A 19,936-nucleotide genomic window follows, 5' to 3' on the forward strand; every position below is an offset into this window, starting at 1 on the left:
CTCAGAACTGGAAATAAAGGAAGGGTGAGAAACTCTGCTCGGCGAGCTTGAGCAGCGTGAGCACGGCAACGCTCCCGACGAGCACGGTGGGCGCGACAGCCGTGGTCACGCCAAGTGGCGCGCCGGCCTCCGGCATGAGCCGTTCATGCGTGAACCGCATGAGCCACGGCTCCGCGATCACGACGGCAATCGCGATGACGAGAAAGGCAAGGCTTTCGCCGGTCAACGCGAGCGCGGCTTCAGGCGCCATCCCGGCGCCATTGAGGCCCAGCATCCCGCCGTAGACCGCGAAGGCCTGCCCCATGTCCGGAGCACGGAACACGACCCACCCGATGAGAACGAGGAGCAGTGTGCGCCCAAGGGCGAGCACGGACCGCGAGCGGTCCAGCCCTGTCGCACGCTCAAGCGCCATCCAGCCGCCATGCCAGGCACCCCAGACCACGAAGGTCCAGGCCGCACCGTGCCACAGCCCGCCCAGCACCATCACGGTCAGCAGGTTGACATAGGTCCGGCGGTTCCCCCGGCGATTACCGCCGAGCGGAATATAGAGGTAGTCGCGCAGCCAGACCGACAGCGAGATGTGCCAGCGCTTCCAGAACTCGGTGATCGAGCGGGAGATATAGGGCGTTTCGAAATTCTCGATGAACCGGAAACCCAGCATCTGGCCGAGCCCGATGGCCATGTCTGAATAGCCCGAGAAATCGAAATAGAGCTGCACCATGTAGGCAACCGCCCCGAGCCACGCGAGGGTGAGCGAGGGGTCCGGGCTGGAGAAGGCAAGGTCGGCCAGCGGCGCCACGGCGTCCGCCAGCAGCACTTTCTTCGCAAGCCCCACGAAGAACCGGAACAGCCCGTTGGTGAACTTGTCCATCGAATGCGTGCGGTGCTGGAACTGACCGGCCAGGTCCTTGTAGCGCAGGATCGGCCCGGCGATGAGCTGCGGAAAGAGCGCGATGAAGGCGGCGAAGTCGATCAGCCGAACGTCCTCCGGCGCGTCGCCCCGGTAGGTGTCGATGAGATAGCTCACCGACTGGAAAACGTAAAACGAGATGCCGATGGGCAGCAGGATCTGCCAGTGGATGCCCATTGCCTCGGGGGACGTGCCGAACAGGTCGGCAAAGCTGCCGACGAAGAAGTTGAAGTACTTGAACACGCCCAGCACACCGAGGCAGCCGATCACGCCCACCGCCATCCAGCGCTTCGCGGTCGCGCCTGTCGCGGCATGGCGGATCTGGCGCCCGAGCACATAGGTCCAGACCGTCGTCCCGATCAGGAGCAGCAGGAAATCAACCCGCCACCAGGCATAGAAGGCATAGGAGCCGGCCAGGAGCGTGACGGATTTGAAACGCCACGGCGTCAGGTAGTAGAGCGCGAGAAAGCCCGGCAGGAACAGGAACAAGAAGGTTTCGGAGGAAAAGACCATCAGAGCGTCTCCTCATCGCCGCAGGCGGCAAAGGCGCGCGCCGCCGCGTCCTTGCGCAGGCTGTCCGAAACCCGGGCCGAGACCTTGTCGACCACGATGTCCGGACGCGCGCCGCCACGGGCGGCATCGAGATATGTCGGCGTGACCTGATCCAGGTCGCCCGCGAGCAGGCGGGGCATCTGATCTGACAGGTCGTTGCGGGCGAGCCGCACGGTGGCCAGTCCGGTGCCCCGCACACCCATGCGGTTGCCGTCGAAGCGGTTGGCGAACACGAAGGCCGTGCTGTCTGCGGGCTGCCCGTTGATGGCCAGACCTGCGCCCCGGTTCGCCGCGATCGTGTTTTCGTCGAGGATCACGGTCCCGGCCATGTCCAGCGCGATGCCGCCGCCGATGTTCTCTGCGACGGTGTTGTTCCGGATGCGCACGCAGCCAGCGCCTTCGGCCACGGTGACGGCAGTGCCTTCGAATCCCGCGATGTCGTTGTCCGCAAGCGTCACGCGCGTGGCGTTATCATCGATGCGAAGCGCCTTGCCGCCCCCGAAGTCGAAGGTGTTCGACGTGATCTGCGCGGACCGCAGCCCCGACAGGTGCAGCGCATGTGCGCCGCGCGTGCCTGAGAACAGGTTGTCCGTGATCGTCGCGTCCGCGCCGTCCACCATCCGCAGCGTCGAGCCGCGAAAGAAGGCGAACCGGTTGTCGCGGATCACCGCATCGTCAAGCTGGCTCAGCGTGACCGAGCGAAGGTTGGAAAAATCATTCCCCGTCAGAGGGTTCGCGGACCCGTTGCCGAGCAGGCCCTGCGCCCCGACGAAGACGCCGCCGGTGAATGCCGAGCCGCCGTATCCGAGATCGGACAGGGTGCTATCGGTGATCGACAGGCTACGCTGCCCGACACCTGCGAGGAAAGGTTTGAAGCCCGGAATACCGTCATAGGGCGTGCCCTCAGCGCGAAGGGTCGCGCCCTCGACCGATACCGCGCCCAGCGCCAGGATGAAGGCGCCCTGCGTGCGGTCCAGCGTCAGCTCCTGACCCTCGGTGATGTCGAGCCGCGCGCCCTGAAGGACGACCAGCGGACGGGTCAGGCGAAATCCGCTATCGGTTCGCACCACGGCGCGCTCGACACCCTCCGAGTCCGCTGCATCCGCCAGTTCGGCAAGTGTCGCCGTGCCGGACTGGACGTACAGCGCCTCGCCCGGCCCGGCCTCGATCAGGTCCGACACGTTCGCGTCCACACTCGTGGCAAGCTGCATCAGCGCCAGGCGCAGGGAAGACGACGAAAGCACGACGTCACCCTTCGCCTCCTGCGCGGCAAGCGGCGCAGTGGCGAGCGTCGCCAGAAACGCGAGCGCTCCAAGAAGCCGGGCGATGGGTTTGGGTTCAGGCAACCGCATGGCGACCCTTCTGGAGCGAATAGGTCGCTCCCCCGTCCTGACCTTTCAGGTCACCGGCAAGGTCGACGGCAACAACGGTCAGCGGCGTTTCGCAAGCGTTATGGACACGCGCCGTGTGACCCGGCTCGACGGCAAGGTGATCGCCGGTGCATTGACGCTTCGGCCCAGACCCGTTCGTCACCTGGCCTTCGCCGCCCGCAATGGTCAGAACCACGCCGTTCTCGTCGCTGGCGGAGACGACCATGTCGTCCCCTTTCGCCAGCGTTTCCTCGCGCACATGTGCGCTCGCGGCGCGCGGCGGCAAGGACGCATGGGTGAACACTTCGGCGCGGTGATTGCGCTTCAGCTCACTGACGGCCTCTTTCACCATCTGAGCGTTCTCATGGTTGGTCACGAGAAGCGCGTCCGGCGTGTCCACGACGATGACGCCTTCCATCCCGACAACAGCGACGAGCTTTTCGCCCGCCCGGATCAGGCTGTCATGCGTATCGAGCGTGACGACGGCCCCGGTTTCGACATTGCCGTCACCGGTCTTCTCTCCAAGCGAATGGATGGCGGGCCAGGCGCCCACGTCGCTCCAGTCCACGTCTGCGGGACGCACGGTGACGCGCGGGCTGTGTTCGAAAATCAGCCGCTCGGTCGGCTCATTGCGCGCTTCCGAAAAGGGCGCTTCGGCGAGGAGAGGACCCCAATCGGTCTGTTCCGCCTGCCCCAGCGCGCCTTTGACGGCGGCGAGCGTTTCGGGCTCCAGCCGGGCGAATTCGTCGATCAGCACGTCCGCGCGCATCATCGAAATGCCAGAGGCCCAGAATGTCTGGCCCTCTTCGACAAGGCGCGTGGCCTCGTCCAGGTCCGGCTTCTCGATGAAGCTGTGGACTTCATGCAGGGCGTTGTGGCCTTCGACGGACGCGCCGGCAGAGATATAGCCGAAGCCGGTTTCCGGGTGGCGCGGCACGATGCCGAACAGGACGATATGCCCCTCATCCGCAGCAGGCGCCATGTCCCGCACGGCGGCGTTCAGATCGCCCTCGATGATATGGTCGGAGGGCAGCACGAGCAGCAGGGCACCCGGATCGGTTTCGGCAAGTATGAGCGCGGCGGCCAGAACGGCCGGCCCGGTGTTTCGTCCGACCGGTTCGCCCACGAAACGGGCGCGCGTGCCGATGTCGGCCAGTTGATCGAACAGGAGTTCCCGCTCGGATGCGCTCGCGACGATCATCGGTGTCGCGAAGCCTTCGGCCCGATGCCGCAGCACGGTTTCCTGCAGGAAGCTGTGGCTGCCGTCGCCATCGATCGGCTGGAACTGCTTCGGCTGGCGGACACGGGACAGCGGCCAGAGCCGCGTGCCCATGCCACCGGACAGAATGACGGGTACGATTTGCTTATGGGTCATGGGTTTGGCCTCTTCGGTCATTGAATCAGGGTTTCGAGTTCATTGAGTCCCGCTTCAGCGCGGCGCAGCGCCGGTCCGAACGGGTCATGCGAGACGGAGAGCCGCGCGATCCGGCCTGCCGCTCCTTCGGGAAGGCCGGAGTCCGGCGCGAAGGTGAGCGTGGCGTAGTCGTCGGGCGCACCGCCTGACGGGATGTGGGCCCCTTCCGCGAGCGAGGCGGTAAAGGTCGTCCCGTCCGAAAGCTCGGCGCGCACACCGCCCGCCCGCTCAATCTCATAGATCATGGCGCGCGGCACTTCGGCCTCGATCACGAGACCCGCGTCTTCCGACGCGACGGCCGCGACCGCGTCACCGGCCAGCACCGTGTCGCCGGGCGTCGCGTTGATCGGTCGCGCCGTGCAGTCGCAGGGCATCGCGATGGTGAGCGTCTCGCCGTCCGACGTGTCGATGGCATAGAGAACGTCTCCCTCACCCGCTTCGAGATCGACGAAGGACAATTGGCCGTCCGCCGTCGCGCGCAGTGTCTGCCCGGCGGGCATCACCCGTGCGGGCGTCGTGATGTTCGTTGTGAAGACGCGCCGGTCCACAAGGTAGGCGGCGGTCGCGACAAGGATCGCGGCGAGCAACAGGACCATGAGCGTGCCGAGGACCCGGCGTGCCCGCGCCGCAAACCCGGGCTTGGCGTCTGCCGGGTGGCGGGGCACGTCGCCGCGCGTCAGGTCGGCGCTACGGATCAGGTCGCCGGAGGAAGTCAGATCCCCGGAAATGTAGTCGTTCAGCACCTGCCGCAGCTGCGCATGGTGATCGCCGGTCGGCTCGGTGAAGACCAGTTCGAACCCGTTGTCGCGATTGCGCGAAATGCGTGCCGCGGGGGCGAGGACGATCTGGAACCCCGGAAACTCGAAGATCAGATGGACGACGCGTTCGGTTCCGTCGATGGCCGGATCGACCAGCCCGGACACCTCCGCCTCGACCAGTGAAATCCCGTCGCCGGTATAGCGACGCCCGTCGATCACCGCGCTGAAGGGGATGTCGAGCAGCGGGTATTCGTTGCCCGTGCGGTGCGGCGCGGGTTGCGGGTGCGCATCTTGATGCGGATCGGTTGGAGAGGTCATCTCGGGTGTCCCTTTCCTGGGTTATTGAAGAATGCCGGTGAGAATGCTGGCGGCGAGCGCGAGCCAACCGAGCGCGAGAACCTGCATTGCGGTTGAAGAAGCGTTTCGGATCCGGGTGCCGACCGGGATGCGGGCGCTACCGCCACTTGCGCCCTGACGCGTCCATTTCTGGCGGTCGAGGCGGAAGAGCGCATAGCTCTTCACCGTCGCCCCGACGATCTGGCCGAAATACAGCAGGAACGGATAGGTGATCGGGAAGAAGCCGGGGCGGAAGAGCGAGAGCGCCGCGCAATAGAGGTAGCGCGTGAACATGATCCACGCGACGTAAGCCGGCAGCACCAGCGGAGTCGCGAAGATTGCCGTGAGGATGACCGCAATCGGGCCGAGCAGCGTCGTGAAGATCGAAATGCGCTGGTCGAGGATCGACCACCAGGTGAACGCCCCGATGCGCGAGGGGCCGAGCGACAGGGCGCGCCCGTTCGTGCGCAGCATGTTTCCGAACCAGCGCTTCATCAGCGCGATCGCGCTTTCGACGAAACCCGGCTTCGGCTGGCTTTCCATGCTCAGGGAATGGACGTCCGGCAGATAGGTCATGTGATAGCCCCGGCTCAGAAGCCAGAACCATGTCGACTTGTCGTCTCCTGTCAGGAACCGGATGTTGCCCAGCCGCCAGTGTTCGATGTGGTCGGACTGAACCTGACGCACGAAACTGGGATCGGTGGCGAGGTCGGCGCGGAAGACCGACATCCGCCCGGTCAGGGTCAGCACGCGGCCGCCGAGGGCCATCGAGGACATCATCATCTGGCGCTGCTGAAACCGCAGGTGGAACCATTCGCGGAACGTGGGATCGTCGGGGATCTCCACCCGCTCGTCCGTGGTCAGTGCGCCCACCTTTGGATCGGTGAAGAAGGGCGCCGAACGCGCGATGATGTCGCGCGGCACGCAACTGTCTCCGTCGACGAAGACAAGCACGTCGCGCGACGTTGGCGCCTCGCGTTGCAGCAGCCGAAGCGAGCGTGCGATGGCATCGCGTTTGCCCGAGCCGGGGATCTGGTCGATCACCAGCTTTACCCCCGGCATCCGGGCCTCGTTCGCGGCATGAAGGTCGCGGATCAGGCGCAGATCGGCCCCCTCGACGACCGAAGCGACGATGGTCGCCCCGCCCTCCGACGCTGCGGCAGCGTCGAAGATCGACTGGTAGACCCGCCGTGTCACCTCCGGCTCGATCTTGTAGGATGTCACCATGAAATAGCCATGCGCGGGCACGGGCCGGCGCGCATAGGCGGCCTCGGCCGCGCGACGGCGGCGGGGGTAGCGCGCGCGGATGTAGATCAACGCGCGGGTGAAGTTCACCAGCCCCCAGCCATAGCGCCACGTCCCGATCACGCCGAGCGTCAGGATCGCGCCTTCGGCTCCCGTGAAGTTGCCGTCATAGACGGACAGGGCAATGGCGGCGCAGGCCGCGATGTATATCAGGTGACCGAGCATCGCGGGATTACCAGCAGATGCCCTGGTAGGTGTCGCCCGAGACCATACCCGGATCGACGCGCGTCAGGTCGACGACCCGCACCCGTTCGGCCGCATCGCGGATGCGCGGCGCGATTTCGGGATAGGCATTGCCCACCACGATCACGTCAGACGTGTCGATGAGCGTGTCGATATCGCTTTCCATCCGCGCGCTCAGGTCCGGCACAACGTCGTTGCCGCGCCCGACCGCCTCGGGGTCCATCTCAAAGGCCTCGGCGACATAGGGGTCATAGACATGCACGTCCTGCCCGCGCTCGATCAGCCGTGCGGCCAGATCGGCCAGCGGACTTTCCCGCAGGTCGTCGGTGCCGGATTTGAAGCTGACGCCGATCATGCCGACCGACTTGGTCGCGGCGGAGTTGACCATGTCCTCGGCGCGCCCGATCTGGGCGGTGTTACCGTCGAGGACCGCATCCAGAAGCGGCGTCGGCACCTGTTTGGTGCGCGCGACGTGGCGCAGCGCCCGCACGTCTTTCGGCAGGCAGGACCCGCCGAAGGCGAACCCGGGGCGCAGGAAGGCAGGCGACATCGCCACCTTTTCGTCCGAGCACAGGATGCGCATGACGACCTGGCCGTCGAGCTCGTTTGCCTTGGCGATATTGCCGATCTCGTTGGCGAAACTGATCTTCATCGCCCGCCAGGAGTTCGAGGTGTATTTCACCATCTCGGCCGTGCGCAGATCGACCTTGTTCATCTCGCAGGGCAGATCGCGGTTGATCTCGGTCAGAAAATCCTCGGTCTCGCGGTCCAGCGCGCCGAAGACGATCAGGCCGGGGTTGGCGTAATCCTCGATCGCCGTGCTTTCGCGCAGGAATTCGGGGAAATAGCCGACGCCGAAGTCGCGGCCGGCGCGCTTGCCCGAAGCCGTCTCGATCGTGGGGATGCAGACCTCTTCCATCGTGCCGGGCACGATGGTCGACCGCATGACGACCGAGTGAAAGCCGGACTTGCCGGCCAGCGCGCGGCCGATGGATTCGCAAACCGAAACAACGTGACCGAGCCCCACGGACCCATCGGGGTCCGACGGCGTGCCGACGCAGACGAAGGAGGCATCCGTATCACGGATGGCTGCATCCGCATCTGTCGTGGCGGTAAGCTTGCCGGAGGCGACCGTGTCCGCGACCAGTTCATCGAGACCTTTCTCGACAATGGGTGCGCGTCCCGCTCCGAGCGTGTCGACCTTGTGCTGGTCCACATCGACCGCGATCACATCATGCCCGTCCCGGGCGAGGCAGGCCGCCGATACGACGCCCACATATCCGATACCGAAGACGCTGATCCGTGCCATCGTACATCCTTTTCCGCCCTGTCCGGGCATTCGCTTGATTCGTCCGTGGCGCAGCCGGGCCGCGCCGTTCGAGAACAGATGTAGAGATGAGGAAGCGTGGTTTTCAGTCGGGAATCCGACGGGGTCTGGTAGGAATTTCACCGCACCGGGCCGGGGGAATCCCTACCCCCGGTGGGGTCTTCCCCCACCCGACTTCAGAACAGCCAGCCCCGTGCGCAGGCCACGCGCACCAGATCCGGCTTGGCGTTGATGTCCAGCTTGCGCATGGCGCGGGCGCGATGCGTGTCCACCGTCTTGGCGCTGAGCGCGAGATGCGCCGCGATCTCGCGGTTGCTGTAGCCCAGCGCCACCATCCGCAGCGTGGTTTCCTCCCGCTCCGACAGCGCCGGGGCTGCCGTGTCGTTCATGTCGATGTCGCGCATCTGACGCACGAATGATTTGTGGATGAACGTGCCCCCGTCCATGACGACGCGGATTGCACTCACGAACGACGTCGGCGCCATCGTTTTGGGCAGAAAGGCGCGGAACCCCATTTCCAGACAATAGCGCGCAAGTTCGAGCGTCGGCCGCGAGGCATAGGCCACGAAGGACACGCCCGGCGTGGCCTGCCGCACGGCGTCGACGAAACGCGGCAGGGACTCTGTCAGCAATGGGTCGAGGATCAGGAGGTTCGGATTGGCATCGATCACGGTTCGCGTCCGGATCGGTGCGACCTCTGCGATCTCTTCGGGATCGACCGAGAGGCGGTCGGTCAGCAAGCCCGCGATGGATGAGACGAGAACCGGGTTCTCATCCGCAACCACGATATGACCAGGGGACCCCACGACCGGCTCAGGCGAGCCAGGCCTGTCCTTCGGCGAAGTCATAGACCGCGCCACGCCCGGAAAGCCCGAGCTTGTTCATCGCCCGGTACTTGTAGGTTTCCACCGTCTTCGGACTGATCCTGAGCGTGCGCGCGATTTCCTTCGCTGCGCGCCCTTTCGCGACCTGTATCAGGATTTCGCGTTCACGGGCCGACAGGCCGTCTTCATCTTCGCTAGTGCGGTCTTCCGAAAGCGTGTTTGCACCGAATTGCCCGAACACGCCGTCGATATAGACGCCCCCGGCGATCATGGACTCTATCGCACGGATAAAGCAGTCGAGCCCCTCTCCGCGCGAAATGATGCCCGAGTAATCCGCCCGCAGGCATTCCCGCGCCACGCCGGAGGCATCGGACGGGATGTAGGCCACGCTTTCGTGGTCACCGAACATGTTCAGGTGCGTTTCGCGCAATGCGCCCGGAGCGGTCTCGGTCTGACAGGGATCGGCCACGACCATGTCTGGCGCGAAGTCCGCGATTTCACGGGTCGGCTGTGCCGACGGCGTGGTCCACGACATGCACTTGCAGCCATCCAGCCGCGAGACTTCGCGCGCCATCGTGCCGCACAGGATTTCGTTGTCATCTACAAAAAGCAGTCGGACTGCGTCCGGGGCGGGATTGGCGTCACGCATCTTGTCTTTTCCGATTGTTAGGACTCGCTCGTTTCGGACATTCAATGGACCACATCGGCCGTTTGTTCCGAAAATATGCGCCACGTCCGAAAGGTCACCGCTCCCGACCGGGGGCTTTGCGGCCTCGTGGCGACTGCGCCGGCCGGTCATCGATCGGAGAATTGACCCCGAAACCGCGCAGGTGCGCCCGCACCCACCCGTAGCGTCGGGAACGGCCGGTGGCGTTGCCGCTCACCATCCCGTGCTCAGCGTGGCACACCGATTCGCGGCCAAGTTGCTGAAACATATCGCCTTTCTGCGGAAACGAGCCACGACCAATCCCCAGCCTTCTCGGTGGTCAGCGTGGGTCAGTTCCAGCCGGACGCCTTCAGCCTGATTGCATGCGTTCAGGTCCGCTCCGGGTGGTGAATCCGCGGTGTTCAGCGCCGCAACCACGCCGCCCCGCAAGCCGGGCTGGCGTGCTCAATCCTTCGACCAGTCTTCCAGCGCCTCGACGACCGATGCGCCGATCCCCCGCGCCCTAGCTGACCCGAGAGGACAGGCGCGCGACAGGCGGTCCTGCACAGCCGCGACGTGGAAGCCGTCGGGCCGGTCCAGATCGGACAACTCGTCCCATGTGACGGGCGTGGCGACGGCGGCCCCCGGACGGGCGCGCAGGGAATAGGGCGCAATGGCCGTGGCCCCGCGCTCGTTGCGCAGCCAGTCGATGAACACCCTGCCCTTGCGCTTGGCCTTGGACATCGTGGCGGTGTAGCGGTCCGGATGGCGTTCGGTCAGGACGGTGGCAAAGGTCTTGGCAAAAAACTTGACCGTGTCCCATTCGGACACCCGGCGCAGGGGCACGACGACGTGCACCCCCTTGCCACCCGTGACCATCGGCGCGGCGTCCAGCCCACAGGCGGCAAGCCCGTCGCGCACGTCGCCTGCCGCCTGTTTCACGGCATCGAAGCCCAGCCCCTCGTCCGGGTCGAGGTCGAACACCATACGATCCGGGCGTTCGATCCGGTCGCGTTGCGCGCCCCAGATGTGAAACTCCAGTGTGCCCATCTGGGCCGCACCGACCAGCCCCTCGGCCGCGGTGACATACATGTAATCCTCGGTGTCGCCGTCCTTTTCCTCGACAGGCAGGGACTTCACCCCGTCGGGAAAGCCTCGGCCTGCGTGTTTCTGAAAGAAACAGTCGCCCGAAATGCCATCGGGACAGCGCAGAAGCGACAGGGGGCGATCCGCGGAATGCTCCAGCATCCGGTCCGCGACCGCCGCGTAATACCCGGCGACCTCGCCCTTGGTCAGACCCGTCTCGGGATAGACCACGCGCCCCGTGCTGGAGACGCGGACCCCGGCGATCTTCCGTTCATCGTCGGAGCTGTCGCTCGCGGCCTCTGCTTTGGCACTCACGTCCTTGGCCTCCTTGTCCTCGCGCAGACCCTGATACACGCCGTGGCGGATGCGGCCCTCGCTGGTGAATTCGGCGTATTCCGTTTCGACGACCAGCTTCGGCGTGACCCAGCGCGCGTCCGAGGCTTCGGCCGGCAGGTCCGCGTCAAATGGTGATGTCTTGCGGGCGAGCGGCTTCATCGCCCCTTGCAACGCGTCGAAATCGTCGCCGTCGAACCCGGTGCCAACCCGGCCGCGATAGACCAGTCGCCCCCGCTCGAAGCTGCCGAGGATGAGAGACGAGAACGGGCGCCCCTTCTTGTCGGAGGGTGACCAGCCTGCCACCACGAATTCGGCGCGCTTGATGCATTTGGCCTTGATCCAGCTCTTGGCGCGGCCGCCGCGATAAGGCGCGTCCGTGCGTTTCGACACGATCCCCTCGCCGCCCGCGTCACACATCGCAGCCAGCGCAGCGGCCCCGTCGCCCTCGATCACCGGGCTCATGCGGAGCGGACCGCGCGGGGGCAGCCCGCCGAACAAGCCTTCAAGCGCGTCACGCCGTTCCGACAAAGGCTTGCCCGTCAGATCCTTACCGTCGAGGTGGAGGCAATCGAACGCGTAGAAGGTCAGCGGATCACCGGACTTCAACGCTTTCTGGAGGGTCGAGAAATCGCCGCCCCCGCCGCCCGCGATCACCTCGCCGTCGATCAGCGCCGCGTCGCAATCAAGTGCCGCCGCAGGTTCGCACAGGTCGCCGAAACGGTCGGACCAGTCCTTGCCATTGCGTGAATAGAGCCGAACGCCGCCCTTGCCCACGGCAATCAGGCAGCGGTAGCCGTCGAACTTGGCTTCGTGCTGCCAGTCATCGCCTTCGGGCGGCGCATCGCGCAGCGTGGCGAGCTGGAGCTTTTGAAAGCGCGGCAGGGGCTTGCCGTGTTTGGCCGGTTTCTGCGGCGCCCGCTCCTTCGCGATATCCCGCATCGCCCGGCCGGTCGTGACGCTGGTGCGGTGCTTGTTTGTCAGGGCATCGGCGCTGCGTCCGGCAAAATCGTCACGTTCCTTGATGAGCAGCCAGTTCTCGCGCCTCTCACCCTTTTTTGCGCGCATCCGGATCAGCGCCCAGCCGCCCTTCATCCGCGCACCATGCAGCCGGAAATGGAGTTTGCCCTCTTTCAGCCCCTCTTCGGGGTCGTGCAGCGGCTCCCACCATCCGTTGTCCCACAGCATCACGGTGCCGCCGCCATATTCGTTTTCGGGAATCGTCCCCTCGAAACCGCCATAGGCGACCGGATGGTCCTCGGTCCGCACCGACAGACGTTTTTGCGACGGGTCGGTCGACGGCCCCTTGGTCACCGCCCAGGACAGCAGAACGCCGTTCCATTCGAGCCGAAAATCAAAGTGCAGGCGGCGCGCGTCATGCTTCTGGACGACGAATGACAAGCGGTCGCCCCCGGCCTCCACCAATTCCGCGCGCGGCTCCGGCGTGAGGTCGAAGTCCCGCTTTTTCTCGTAGGCCTCCAGCGATCTCATGACGCCTTCTTGCGGCGCCCACCGGACTTGCCGCCCTTGCTTTGCTTGAGGCTTTTCTTCAGCGCATCCATCAGATCGACGACATTCTCGCCCTCGCCCCGACCATCGTCATCCGGGCGTTTCGCGCGCGGGGTCTTCTTCGACTTCATCTTGCGGTCGATCAGGTCGCGCAGCGCCGCCGCGTAGTGATCCTCGAACGCCGACGCATCGAAGGGCGCCGTCTTCTTGTCGATAAGCTGCGTCGCCACGTCGAGCAGCTCGTCGTCGGTCGCATCATCCGCGATGGAGGAAAACAGCGGGTCCGCGTTGCGGATGTCCTTTTCGTAATGAAGCGTCTCCATCAACAGACCGTCGCCGCAAGGGCGGATGGCACAGAGGTATTCCTTGCCGCGCATGGTCAGCTGGCCCAGCCCGGCCTTCCTGGTCTGGCGCAGCGCGTCGCGCACGACGCGGTAGGCATCCTCGGCCAGTTCGTCGCTGGGCACGACGTAATAGGGACGATCGAACCAGATCGGCGCGATTTCCGAGGTTTCGACGAACTGAACCAGCTCCAGCGTCTTCTTCGTCTCAAGCTTGATCGCGTCGATTTCGTCCGGTTCGAGCAGGATGTAGTCGCCGTCATCCGTCTCATAGCCCTTCACGATCTCGTCGCTCTCGACCGGACCGACGCCCTGCACGGTTTTCTGGTAGTGGACGGGTTTGCCGGACGGCCCGTGAATCTGGCGAAACGACACCCGCGACCCGGACTCGCGGGCCGAGTGGATTTCGACCGGAATCGAAACAAGGGACAGCCTGAGTTGACCCTTCCATATCGCTCTCGACGCCATGCTCAAATACCTCCATCGACGACGGGCGCGGTGCCAACAACAGACACCTCAACGCGCGGTCCCGGGTCGGCTTCGCCGCGCCGCGAAAGCGTGTCGCCCATACCGGACTATCGGCTCGCCGCACCGGAAAGTTCCCGCAAAGGCGCAATTCCGTTCAGTGGTGGATGGGGGTGGCGAGGGTCGACGCGATGTCAGGACCGCACAATTCCGGCGGGCCGCACGCCTGCCACGGAACGCGCACAGGTCTTTCGGGCCCGCAGTATCAGCGCCGGTGGGCCGATCTCAGGCGCACAGCTCAAGCCCGGCCGCGCGTCACTCGATCCAGTCCTCGACCAATGTGAGGGAGGCATGAAAGATCGGGCGTTTGGCTCCGTCGCGGACGGTCACCGTGACCGCGCATTTCATGGAGTCCGGCAGCCCTTCCCGCGCCACGGGCGCGAGAACGGCAAGCGCCTCTTTGCGCGCTTCGGCCCGGTCCGCCAGCTCTGTACCTGTGTCGTCGTAGGCCGCCTCCAGGCCATCGTTGATGTCGAAATAGAACAGGCTCATGCAGGGCTCCTTCCTGCGCCGTGCTCGGCTGTCGCATCCACGCCGTTGGCGCGCCCCTCGCCCAGATGCAGATAGTCGGCTTCGAACTCGGCAAACTCGCTCAGGGCGTCGAAATCCTGGACCGAAACGCGACTGTCCTGAACATTGATAAGCCCCTGATTGCGCAGCCCCGAGATGACCCGTTGAGCGTGGACCGAGGAAATGCCGAGGATATCCCCCAGCTCTTCCTGCGTAAGCGGCATGAGAGAGTCGTAAAGCTGGTCCACCGCCGCAAGGCGCGTGTGAACCTCGCAAAACAGGTGCGCCATCTGATGATCCGACCGTCGTCGGCCCATGTTGACCAGCCATTCGCGCAGGATCGCCTCGTCCACGAGCGTCGACCAGAACAGCGCGTGGCGGATGCGGGGGTAGTTGTCGAGCAGATCGGCGATCGTATTCTTGGGAATCCGCACGATCTGACAGTCGGTCAGTGTTCCGATGCTGTGATCCATCTGCCCGAGGATTGCGACATGCAGGTCGCAGATATCGCCCGGAAGCATCAGGGCCACGATGGCGCGGCTCCCGTCCGGCAGGATCTTGTAGCGGCAAGCCATACCGGTCAACACGAGGTGCACGTTTTCCGGGTCGTCGCCGTGATGGATCAGGTCTTCGCGAGCGCCGAGTTCAAACGGGTCCGATATGACCTGTTCGAGCCGTTCCATGTCGTCAGGCCCCAGAGGTCCGGCGTTTCGGAGTTTGCGCGCGAAGACGTTGTTCATGCCGTTTATCCATTTGCATGAGTTCCGTTTACGCGGATCATATCATTTTCCGGGGCAACAGGGAAAGTCACCGATAACAATGCGCCTCCGCCATCGCGTGGCGTCCAGACCGCTTCGCCCCCCATTTCGGCCGCAAGCGCCGCGATAATGCCGGTTCCCTGCCCATCGCCCGGCGCGTCGGTCAGCCCGACACCGTCATCCGCGATCCGAAGGCACAGACGATGCCCGTCGACCAGTTCCACGGAAACGTCGATCCGCCCTCCGGCGCCATCCGGAAACGCGTGCTCGAGGCAGTTGGTGACAGCTTCCATGAGCACGCGCGCCGCGTTCTCGGCCGTCTTCGCAGGCAAATGGCGCGGGGTGTCGGCAGTAATTCCGACCTCGATCCCCTGCGCGCGCCCGAGTTGCGTCCAATGCGTTTCGATCTGGTCGAGGAAGTCTCCGAACTTGCCGAGGTCCGCTTCGGTCAGCGCGGTTTGCAGGCTGGAGACCGAGCGAATCTGGTCCAGAACGCGGCGCACCTGTTCGCGCGCCTCGTCTGACTCGCATCTCCTGAGCTGTTGACGCGTATAGGCCTGCAACAACTGGAAACCATTGGTCATTCGATGACGAATCTCGGCGACTTGCAAACTCTCGAACTCGCTATGTCTCTCCATGCGCAAATACCTTCCTTCCTGCGAATCTAGCCCAAGCATGAGGCAAGGTCCGGCCGCAGGTCGGCAACAATTGTTGGGACGTACGCCATTTCCTGGCGCCTTTTCGGTGTCGAACCTAAGCGTGCGTCACGCCTTCGTCCCGGCAGCCCGTCCGTCGGCCCCGAACAAGCGAAGCGCGAGCCCTGCGATGAGCGCCATGAAGAAGAGCCCGCCGCCGACCCACATGAACGCCCCGGCGAGCGCCTGATCGCCCATCGCGTCCAATCCATAGGGCAACGTCGTAAGCTCATGCCACGGATGCCAGAGCTTGTCCGAGACGATCAGAAGCACCGCCAGAAGCGTCATCTGCGCCCCCGTGCCTGCGGCTGCGAGCGCCGTGGCGAAGGGCCCGGACGCGACCCAGCCGCGAAACGAAGCCCACAACACGACTGCGGCCCCGACCACGCTGACATGCATGGACCAATAGGCCAGATCGGACTGGAGCGTGAGGGCATAGGGCCCCGGCACATGCCAGAACCAGAACAGGGCGGCAAAGACCACGGCCGCCAGTGCCGGCGGCGGGGCCTTGTCCTTCAACAGCGGCGCCAGCAGGGGCGCGGCAACCAGCGTAAGGAGCAGGTGCTGCGCGACGCGGGCGGAAAAGAGCGCCATCGAGGCGGCGCAGATCGGCGAGACGAACAGGACGGCAACCAGCGCCCAGCCGAGGAGCGGCTGACGCCGCGCCACGCCGCGCGTGGTCCACAGGATGGCCGCCAGACCGAGGGCGAGGACGCCGAGAAGGACCGGGTCGAGTGTCCATCGGGACCACAGCTCCGACGGCAGCGGCGGCGTTCCGCAAAATGGCACATAGTCGTCCATGTCACCCTCCACAGCTTTGAAAAAAGAACAGCGCCGACGCATTCGCGAGGATCGCGAGGGCGAAGATCAGGCCGCTCCAGAACGCAGCGGGCCTGAGGTCGCCGTCCTCTCCGGTCCGCGGCGCTGCGACCGACCACAGGCACAGCGCGACGCCCAGCACCGTCACCACGGCACCGGCGATCAGAAGTGTCGGGTGGCCGATCAGCGCCCGCGCCGCGCAAGCCGCCGAAATCAGCGCGTAGATCGCGATGAAATGCACGGCCCAGACCACGCCCGGTCTGGCAATCGCGACGATCTGACGGGTCAGCGCGGTCATCCGACACCTCCCACCGCGCCCGCGATAAAGAACGCGCCCGCCACGGCGACCATCAATCCGCAGCCCTTCGCGAAGGTGGCGAGATTGAAGTCGGGCATCGACTGGCCCGGCCCGATCCGCCGGGTCAATCTGCGCGCCGCGTTGAACAGCCCCCAGTATGTGAGGACGGCGAGGTTGAAGGCGACAAAGCCGCCGATGGCCCAGAGCGTCGCGCCCAGCGCGCTGGCCCACGGGTCAATGGGCATCAGGGACAGGCCAAGCGCGGCCACGGCGAGGAGCGACGTCAGCACCGTCAGCAGGGACAACACCGTGGCCCCGGCGAACCGGTCACGCACCGCCGCGCGGCGGGTAAGCTGGCCGAATAGCGCGACGGCGAGGCCGAGCACCACCGCAACCGCGGCCGGCAACAACGCGGGCCGGGTGAGCGTTTCGGCGGCCTCGGGGCGGATGTTCCACAGGTAGAGAAGCCCGAAGATCAGCGAGGCGAAGAGCGCCATGAGTACCAGCATCGTGCCCACCAGCGCCACATGCATATGCGACCGGCGGTCGACCACGTTCACCGGCAGCTCATGCCCCATCCCCGCGTCCCGCGTCACTCCGCTGTCCGACGGCTCCCACCCCCACAGCGTGAAGGCGACAAGCGCGATGACGGCCCCCACGGCGCAGAGCCAGTAGGCCGAGGCCAGCGTCGCCCCGAACAGGAGGGCGAGTCCGGCGGCGGCGATCATGGGAAGCCATGTGGGGTGCGGCAGGCGCAGGATGTACAGGGGCTTCCCGCTCACCGGGTCGCAGCCCACCGTCTCGCGCCGCCCGTCGCGGATGCCGTGCATGACGCCCTCGACCTTATGCGCTTCGGTTTCAAGAAGGTGGGGCTGATCCCACAACGGCTCCCGGCTTTCGACCGGCGGGATGGCGTGGAAGTTGAAGCCGGGCGCGACCGGGGGATAGAGCCATTCCAGCGTCCCCGCCCCCCAGGGATTGCGCGGCGCGGGCGGGCCGTGCCGGCGGCTGCGGAAGAAGTCGAAGACGAACAGCGCGATCCCGGCTGCCAGGATATAGCTCCCGATCGAACTCAGCATGTTCAGCCGGTCCCAGCCCAGCCCCTCGGCATAGGTCGCCACGCGCCGGGGCATACCGCGCAGGCCCGTGATGTGCATGAGCAGGAAGGTCGTGTTGAACCCCACGAACATCAGCCCGAAGACCCAGCGGCCAAGCCGCTCGGACATCATCCGCCCGGTGAAGTGCGGCGCCCAGTAGTAAAACGCGCCGATCAGGGGAAAGACCATGCCGCCGATCAGGACGTAGTGCAGATGGGCGACGACGAAGTAGCTGTCATGGGCCTGCCAGTTGAACGGCACCGAGGCGAGCATCACGCCGGTCAGCCCGCCAAGGACGAAGATCGACAGGAAGCCGAGGATGAACAACATCGGCGTGGTCAGTTTCGGCCTGCCCGAGGCAAGCGTGGCGATGAAGCAGAACACCTGTATCGCTGTCGGCACCGCCACCATCGTCGAAGCCGCCGAGAAGAGCGACAGCGACAGGATCGGCAGGCCCGTGGCGAACATATGGTGCGCCCAGAGGCCGAAGCTGATGAACCCCATCGACACCACCGCTGCCACCGCGAAGCCGTAACCGAACAACGGCTTGCCCACGAAGGTGGGGAGCATCGTGGCCACCATCCCAGCGGCTGGCAGGAAGATGATGTAGACCTCCGGGTGGCCGAACAGCCAGAACAGATGCTGCCACAAAAGCGGGTCGCCCCCGAGCATCGGATCGAAGAACGGCAGGCCCAGCAACCTCTCGGCCTCCAGCAGGATCGACCCGATGATGAGCGGCGGAAACCCGATGGCGATCATGAAAGCGGTGATGAGGATATACCACGCGAAGATCGGCATCTTGGTCAGGCTCATCCCCGGCGCACGCGCGGTCAGGATCGCGGTAATCAGCTCGACCGCCGCCGTGACCGAGGCGATCTCGGCAAAGGTGATCCCGATCAGCCAGAAATCCGCCGAAAGCCCCGGCGTATGCGCCTTGGTGGACAGGGGCACATACATGAACCAGCCGCCATCCGGCGCCGCGTCGAACACGAACGACGACAGCACGATGATCCCGCCGAAGAGGTAGCAGTAGTATCCGAACTGCCCGAGACGCGGAAAGATCAGGTCGCGCGCGCCCAGCATGAGCGGGATGAGATAGACCGCGAAGCCCTCGAGGATCGGGATCGCGAACAGGAACATCATCAGCGTCCCGTGCATCGTGAAGACCTGGTTGTAGGTCTCCAGATCGAGGAACGTGTTACCCGGCACGATCAACTGCGTGCGTACGAGGAGCGCGAGCACGCCCGCGATCAGGAAGAACACGAACCCGGTATAGATGAAGCGCCGCCCGACGACGCGGTGACTGACCGACGACAGAACGTGGATGCCCTTGGGCGTGTCCCACACGCCCTCGAAACTCTTGTCCTCGCCCTTGCGCGCGCCGGAATAGGTCGTCGGTGTTTCGCTCACACTCATGTCAGGCTCTCCAGCCAGGCGACCAGCGCGCGCAGGTCAGGCCCGGACAACTGGTTGTAGGAGGGCATCTCGGCGCCCGGTTTCATGTCGCCCACATCCGCGATCCAGCCGGCGAGGTTGCCGGTGTTCATCTCCCACATCCCAGCGCCCAGCGCGGCACGTCCGCCCACGCGGGTCAGGTCAGGGCCGATCCGGGCGTCGCTGATCCCTTGTACCCGGTGGCAGGCGACGCAGCCGGAGGTCTGAAACACCTCGGCCCCGCGACGTTCCTGCGGCGTGACGGCATCGCGGGCCTCGCCATCGAGATCGGCGAGAAAGGCGTCGTATTCCTCGGGCGGCAGGACAACCGCCTCGAAGGCCATGAGCGGGTGGGCCAGACCGCAGAACTCGGCGCACTGGCCGCGGAACCGGCCCTCTCGGGTGGCGGTCACGGTGAGCGTGTTCACGCGGCCGGGGATCATGTCCATCTTGCCGGCGATCGACGGCACCCAGAAGGAGTGGATCACGTCGGTGCTTTTCAGCCGGATCTCCACGGGCTCGCCCAGGGGCAGCACCACCTCGTTCGCGTCCCGCAGGGCGCGCCCTTCCGGGTCATAGATCACGTCCCACCAGAACTGCTTGCCGGTCACTTCGATGACATGGGCCGGGGTCGACGGCCCCGCGATGGCGCGCAGCACGAAGGTCGACGTGACGAACAGCGTGCCGATCACGACGACGGGAAAGATCACGCCGCCGCCCACGATCCACCATGTCTGCCCGCCCCCGCGCCCGCGCCACGCGAGAGCGATAAAGACCATGACGACCACGAAGATCGCCACGCCCGCGGCCGACATGAGAACCGTAAGCCACAGCGTCTCACCCGCCGCGAAGCCCGCGACGTTCGATGTGTCCTGACTGCCGAATGTGTCGAGTGTCGACTCCATC

At 65.4% G+C, this 19,936-nt stretch carries 17 protein-coding genes; all 17 read right to left on the reverse strand.

Annotated elements, in window-relative coordinates:
* Position 1: 1 nt before the first annotated feature.
* Positions 2–1,423, reverse strand: a complete 1,422-nt coding sequence (locus B2585_RS09245; RefSeq protein ID WP_292022260.1) for an MBOAT family O-acyltransferase — start codon at positions 1,421–1,423, stop codon at positions 2–4.
* Complete coding sequence (locus tag B2585_RS09250; protein WP_292022262.1) at positions 1,423–2,814, reverse strand: right-handed parallel beta-helix repeat-containing protein; 1,392 nt, start codon at positions 2,812–2,814, stop codon at positions 1,423–1,425. The genes B2585_RS09245 and B2585_RS09250 overlap by 1 nt, the downstream gene beginning before the upstream one ends.
* Positions 2,801–4,207, reverse strand: coding sequence for a mannose-1-phosphate guanylyltransferase (locus B2585_RS09255; RefSeq protein ID WP_292022264.1), 1,407 nt, complete (start codon positions 4,205–4,207; stop codon positions 2,801–2,803). The genes B2585_RS09250 and B2585_RS09255 overlap by 14 nt, the downstream gene beginning before the upstream one ends.
* A 17-nt stretch (positions 4,208–4,224) precedes the next feature.
* Complete coding sequence (locus B2585_RS09260) at positions 4,225–5,322, reverse strand: hypothetical protein (RefSeq protein WP_292022266.1); 1,098 nt, start codon at positions 5,320–5,322, stop codon at positions 4,225–4,227.
* Positions 5,323–5,343: 21 nt separating this feature from the next.
* Positions 5,344–6,810, reverse strand: coding sequence for a glycosyltransferase (locus B2585_RS09265; RefSeq protein WP_292022268.1), 1,467 nt, complete (start codon positions 6,808–6,810; stop codon positions 5,344–5,346).
* Between the two features lie 7 nt (positions 6,811–6,817).
* Positions 6,818–8,137 (reverse strand): nucleotide sugar dehydrogenase, encoded by a 1,320-nt coding sequence (locus B2585_RS09270; protein WP_292022270.1) that lies wholly within the window; start codon positions 8,135–8,137, stop codon positions 6,818–6,820.
* Between the two features lie 194 nt (positions 8,138–8,331).
* Positions 8,332–9,003 (reverse strand): response regulator transcription factor, encoded by a 672-nt coding sequence (locus B2585_RS09275; protein ID WP_292022272.1) that lies wholly within the window; start codon positions 9,001–9,003, stop codon positions 8,332–8,334.
* Positions 8,969–9,628, reverse strand: a complete 660-nt coding sequence (locus tag B2585_RS09280; protein WP_292022274.1) for a helix-turn-helix transcriptional regulator — start codon at positions 9,626–9,628, stop codon at positions 8,969–8,971. The genes B2585_RS09275 and B2585_RS09280 overlap by 35 nt, the downstream gene beginning before the upstream one ends.
* 462 nt (positions 9,629–10,090) lie before the next feature.
* A complete protein-coding gene (gene ligD, locus B2585_RS09285; protein WP_292022277.1) occupies positions 10,091–12,535 on the reverse strand; it encodes a DNA ligase D in 2,445 nt (814 codons plus the stop codon).
* Positions 12,532–13,362 (reverse strand): Ku protein, encoded by an 831-nt coding sequence (locus B2585_RS09290; RefSeq protein ID WP_292022279.1) that lies wholly within the window; start codon positions 13,360–13,362, stop codon positions 12,532–12,534. The genes ligD and B2585_RS09290 overlap by 4 nt, the downstream gene beginning before the upstream one ends.
* Before the next feature lie 312 nt (positions 13,363–13,674).
* Positions 13,675–13,911 carry a DUF6894 family protein gene (locus tag B2585_RS09295; protein ID WP_292022281.1) on the reverse strand — a complete coding sequence of 79 codons (237 nt, stop codon included), beginning with the start codon at positions 13,909–13,911 and terminating at the stop codon, positions 13,675–13,677.
* The gene (locus tag B2585_RS09300) at positions 13,908–14,669 is read right to left on the reverse strand and encodes a Crp/Fnr family transcriptional regulator (protein ID WP_292022282.1); all 762 of its coding nucleotides are present in this window, start codon (positions 14,667–14,669) and stop codon (positions 13,908–13,910) included. Before B2585_RS09300 ends, B2585_RS09295 begins: the two co-directional genes overlap by 4 nt.
* Positions 14,670–14,674: 5 nt before the next feature.
* Complete coding sequence (locus B2585_RS09305; protein WP_339717931.1) at positions 14,675–15,364, reverse strand: sensor histidine kinase; 690 nt, start codon at positions 15,362–15,364, stop codon at positions 14,675–14,677.
* Between the two features lie 87 nt (positions 15,365–15,451).
* Positions 15,452–16,183, reverse strand: coding sequence for a cytochrome c oxidase assembly protein (locus B2585_RS09310; protein ID WP_292022286.1), 732 nt, complete (start codon positions 16,181–16,183; stop codon positions 15,452–15,454).
* Between the two features lies 1 nt (position 16,184).
* Entirely contained in the window at positions 16,185–16,499 is a 315-nt protein-coding gene (locus B2585_RS09315; protein ID WP_292022287.1) for a hypothetical protein, read from the reverse strand.
* A complete protein-coding gene (gene ctaD, locus B2585_RS09320; protein WP_292022289.1) occupies positions 16,496–19,012 on the reverse strand; it encodes a cytochrome c oxidase subunit I in 2,517 nt (838 codons plus the stop codon). The genes B2585_RS09315 and ctaD overlap by 4 nt, the downstream gene beginning before the upstream one ends.
* Positions 19,009–19,935 carry a cytochrome c oxidase subunit II gene (gene coxB, locus B2585_RS09325; protein WP_292022292.1) on the reverse strand — a complete coding sequence of 309 codons (927 nt, stop codon included), beginning with the start codon at positions 19,933–19,935 and terminating at the stop codon, positions 19,009–19,011. Before coxB ends, ctaD begins: the two co-directional genes overlap by 4 nt.
* Between the last annotated feature and the right edge of the window lies 1 nt (position 19,936).

The organism is Maritimibacter sp. UBA3975, from assembly GCF_002384975.1.
In the GTDB taxonomy this organism is placed as follows: Bacteria; Pseudomonadota; Alphaproteobacteria; order Rhodobacterales; family Rhodobacteraceae; genus Maritimibacter.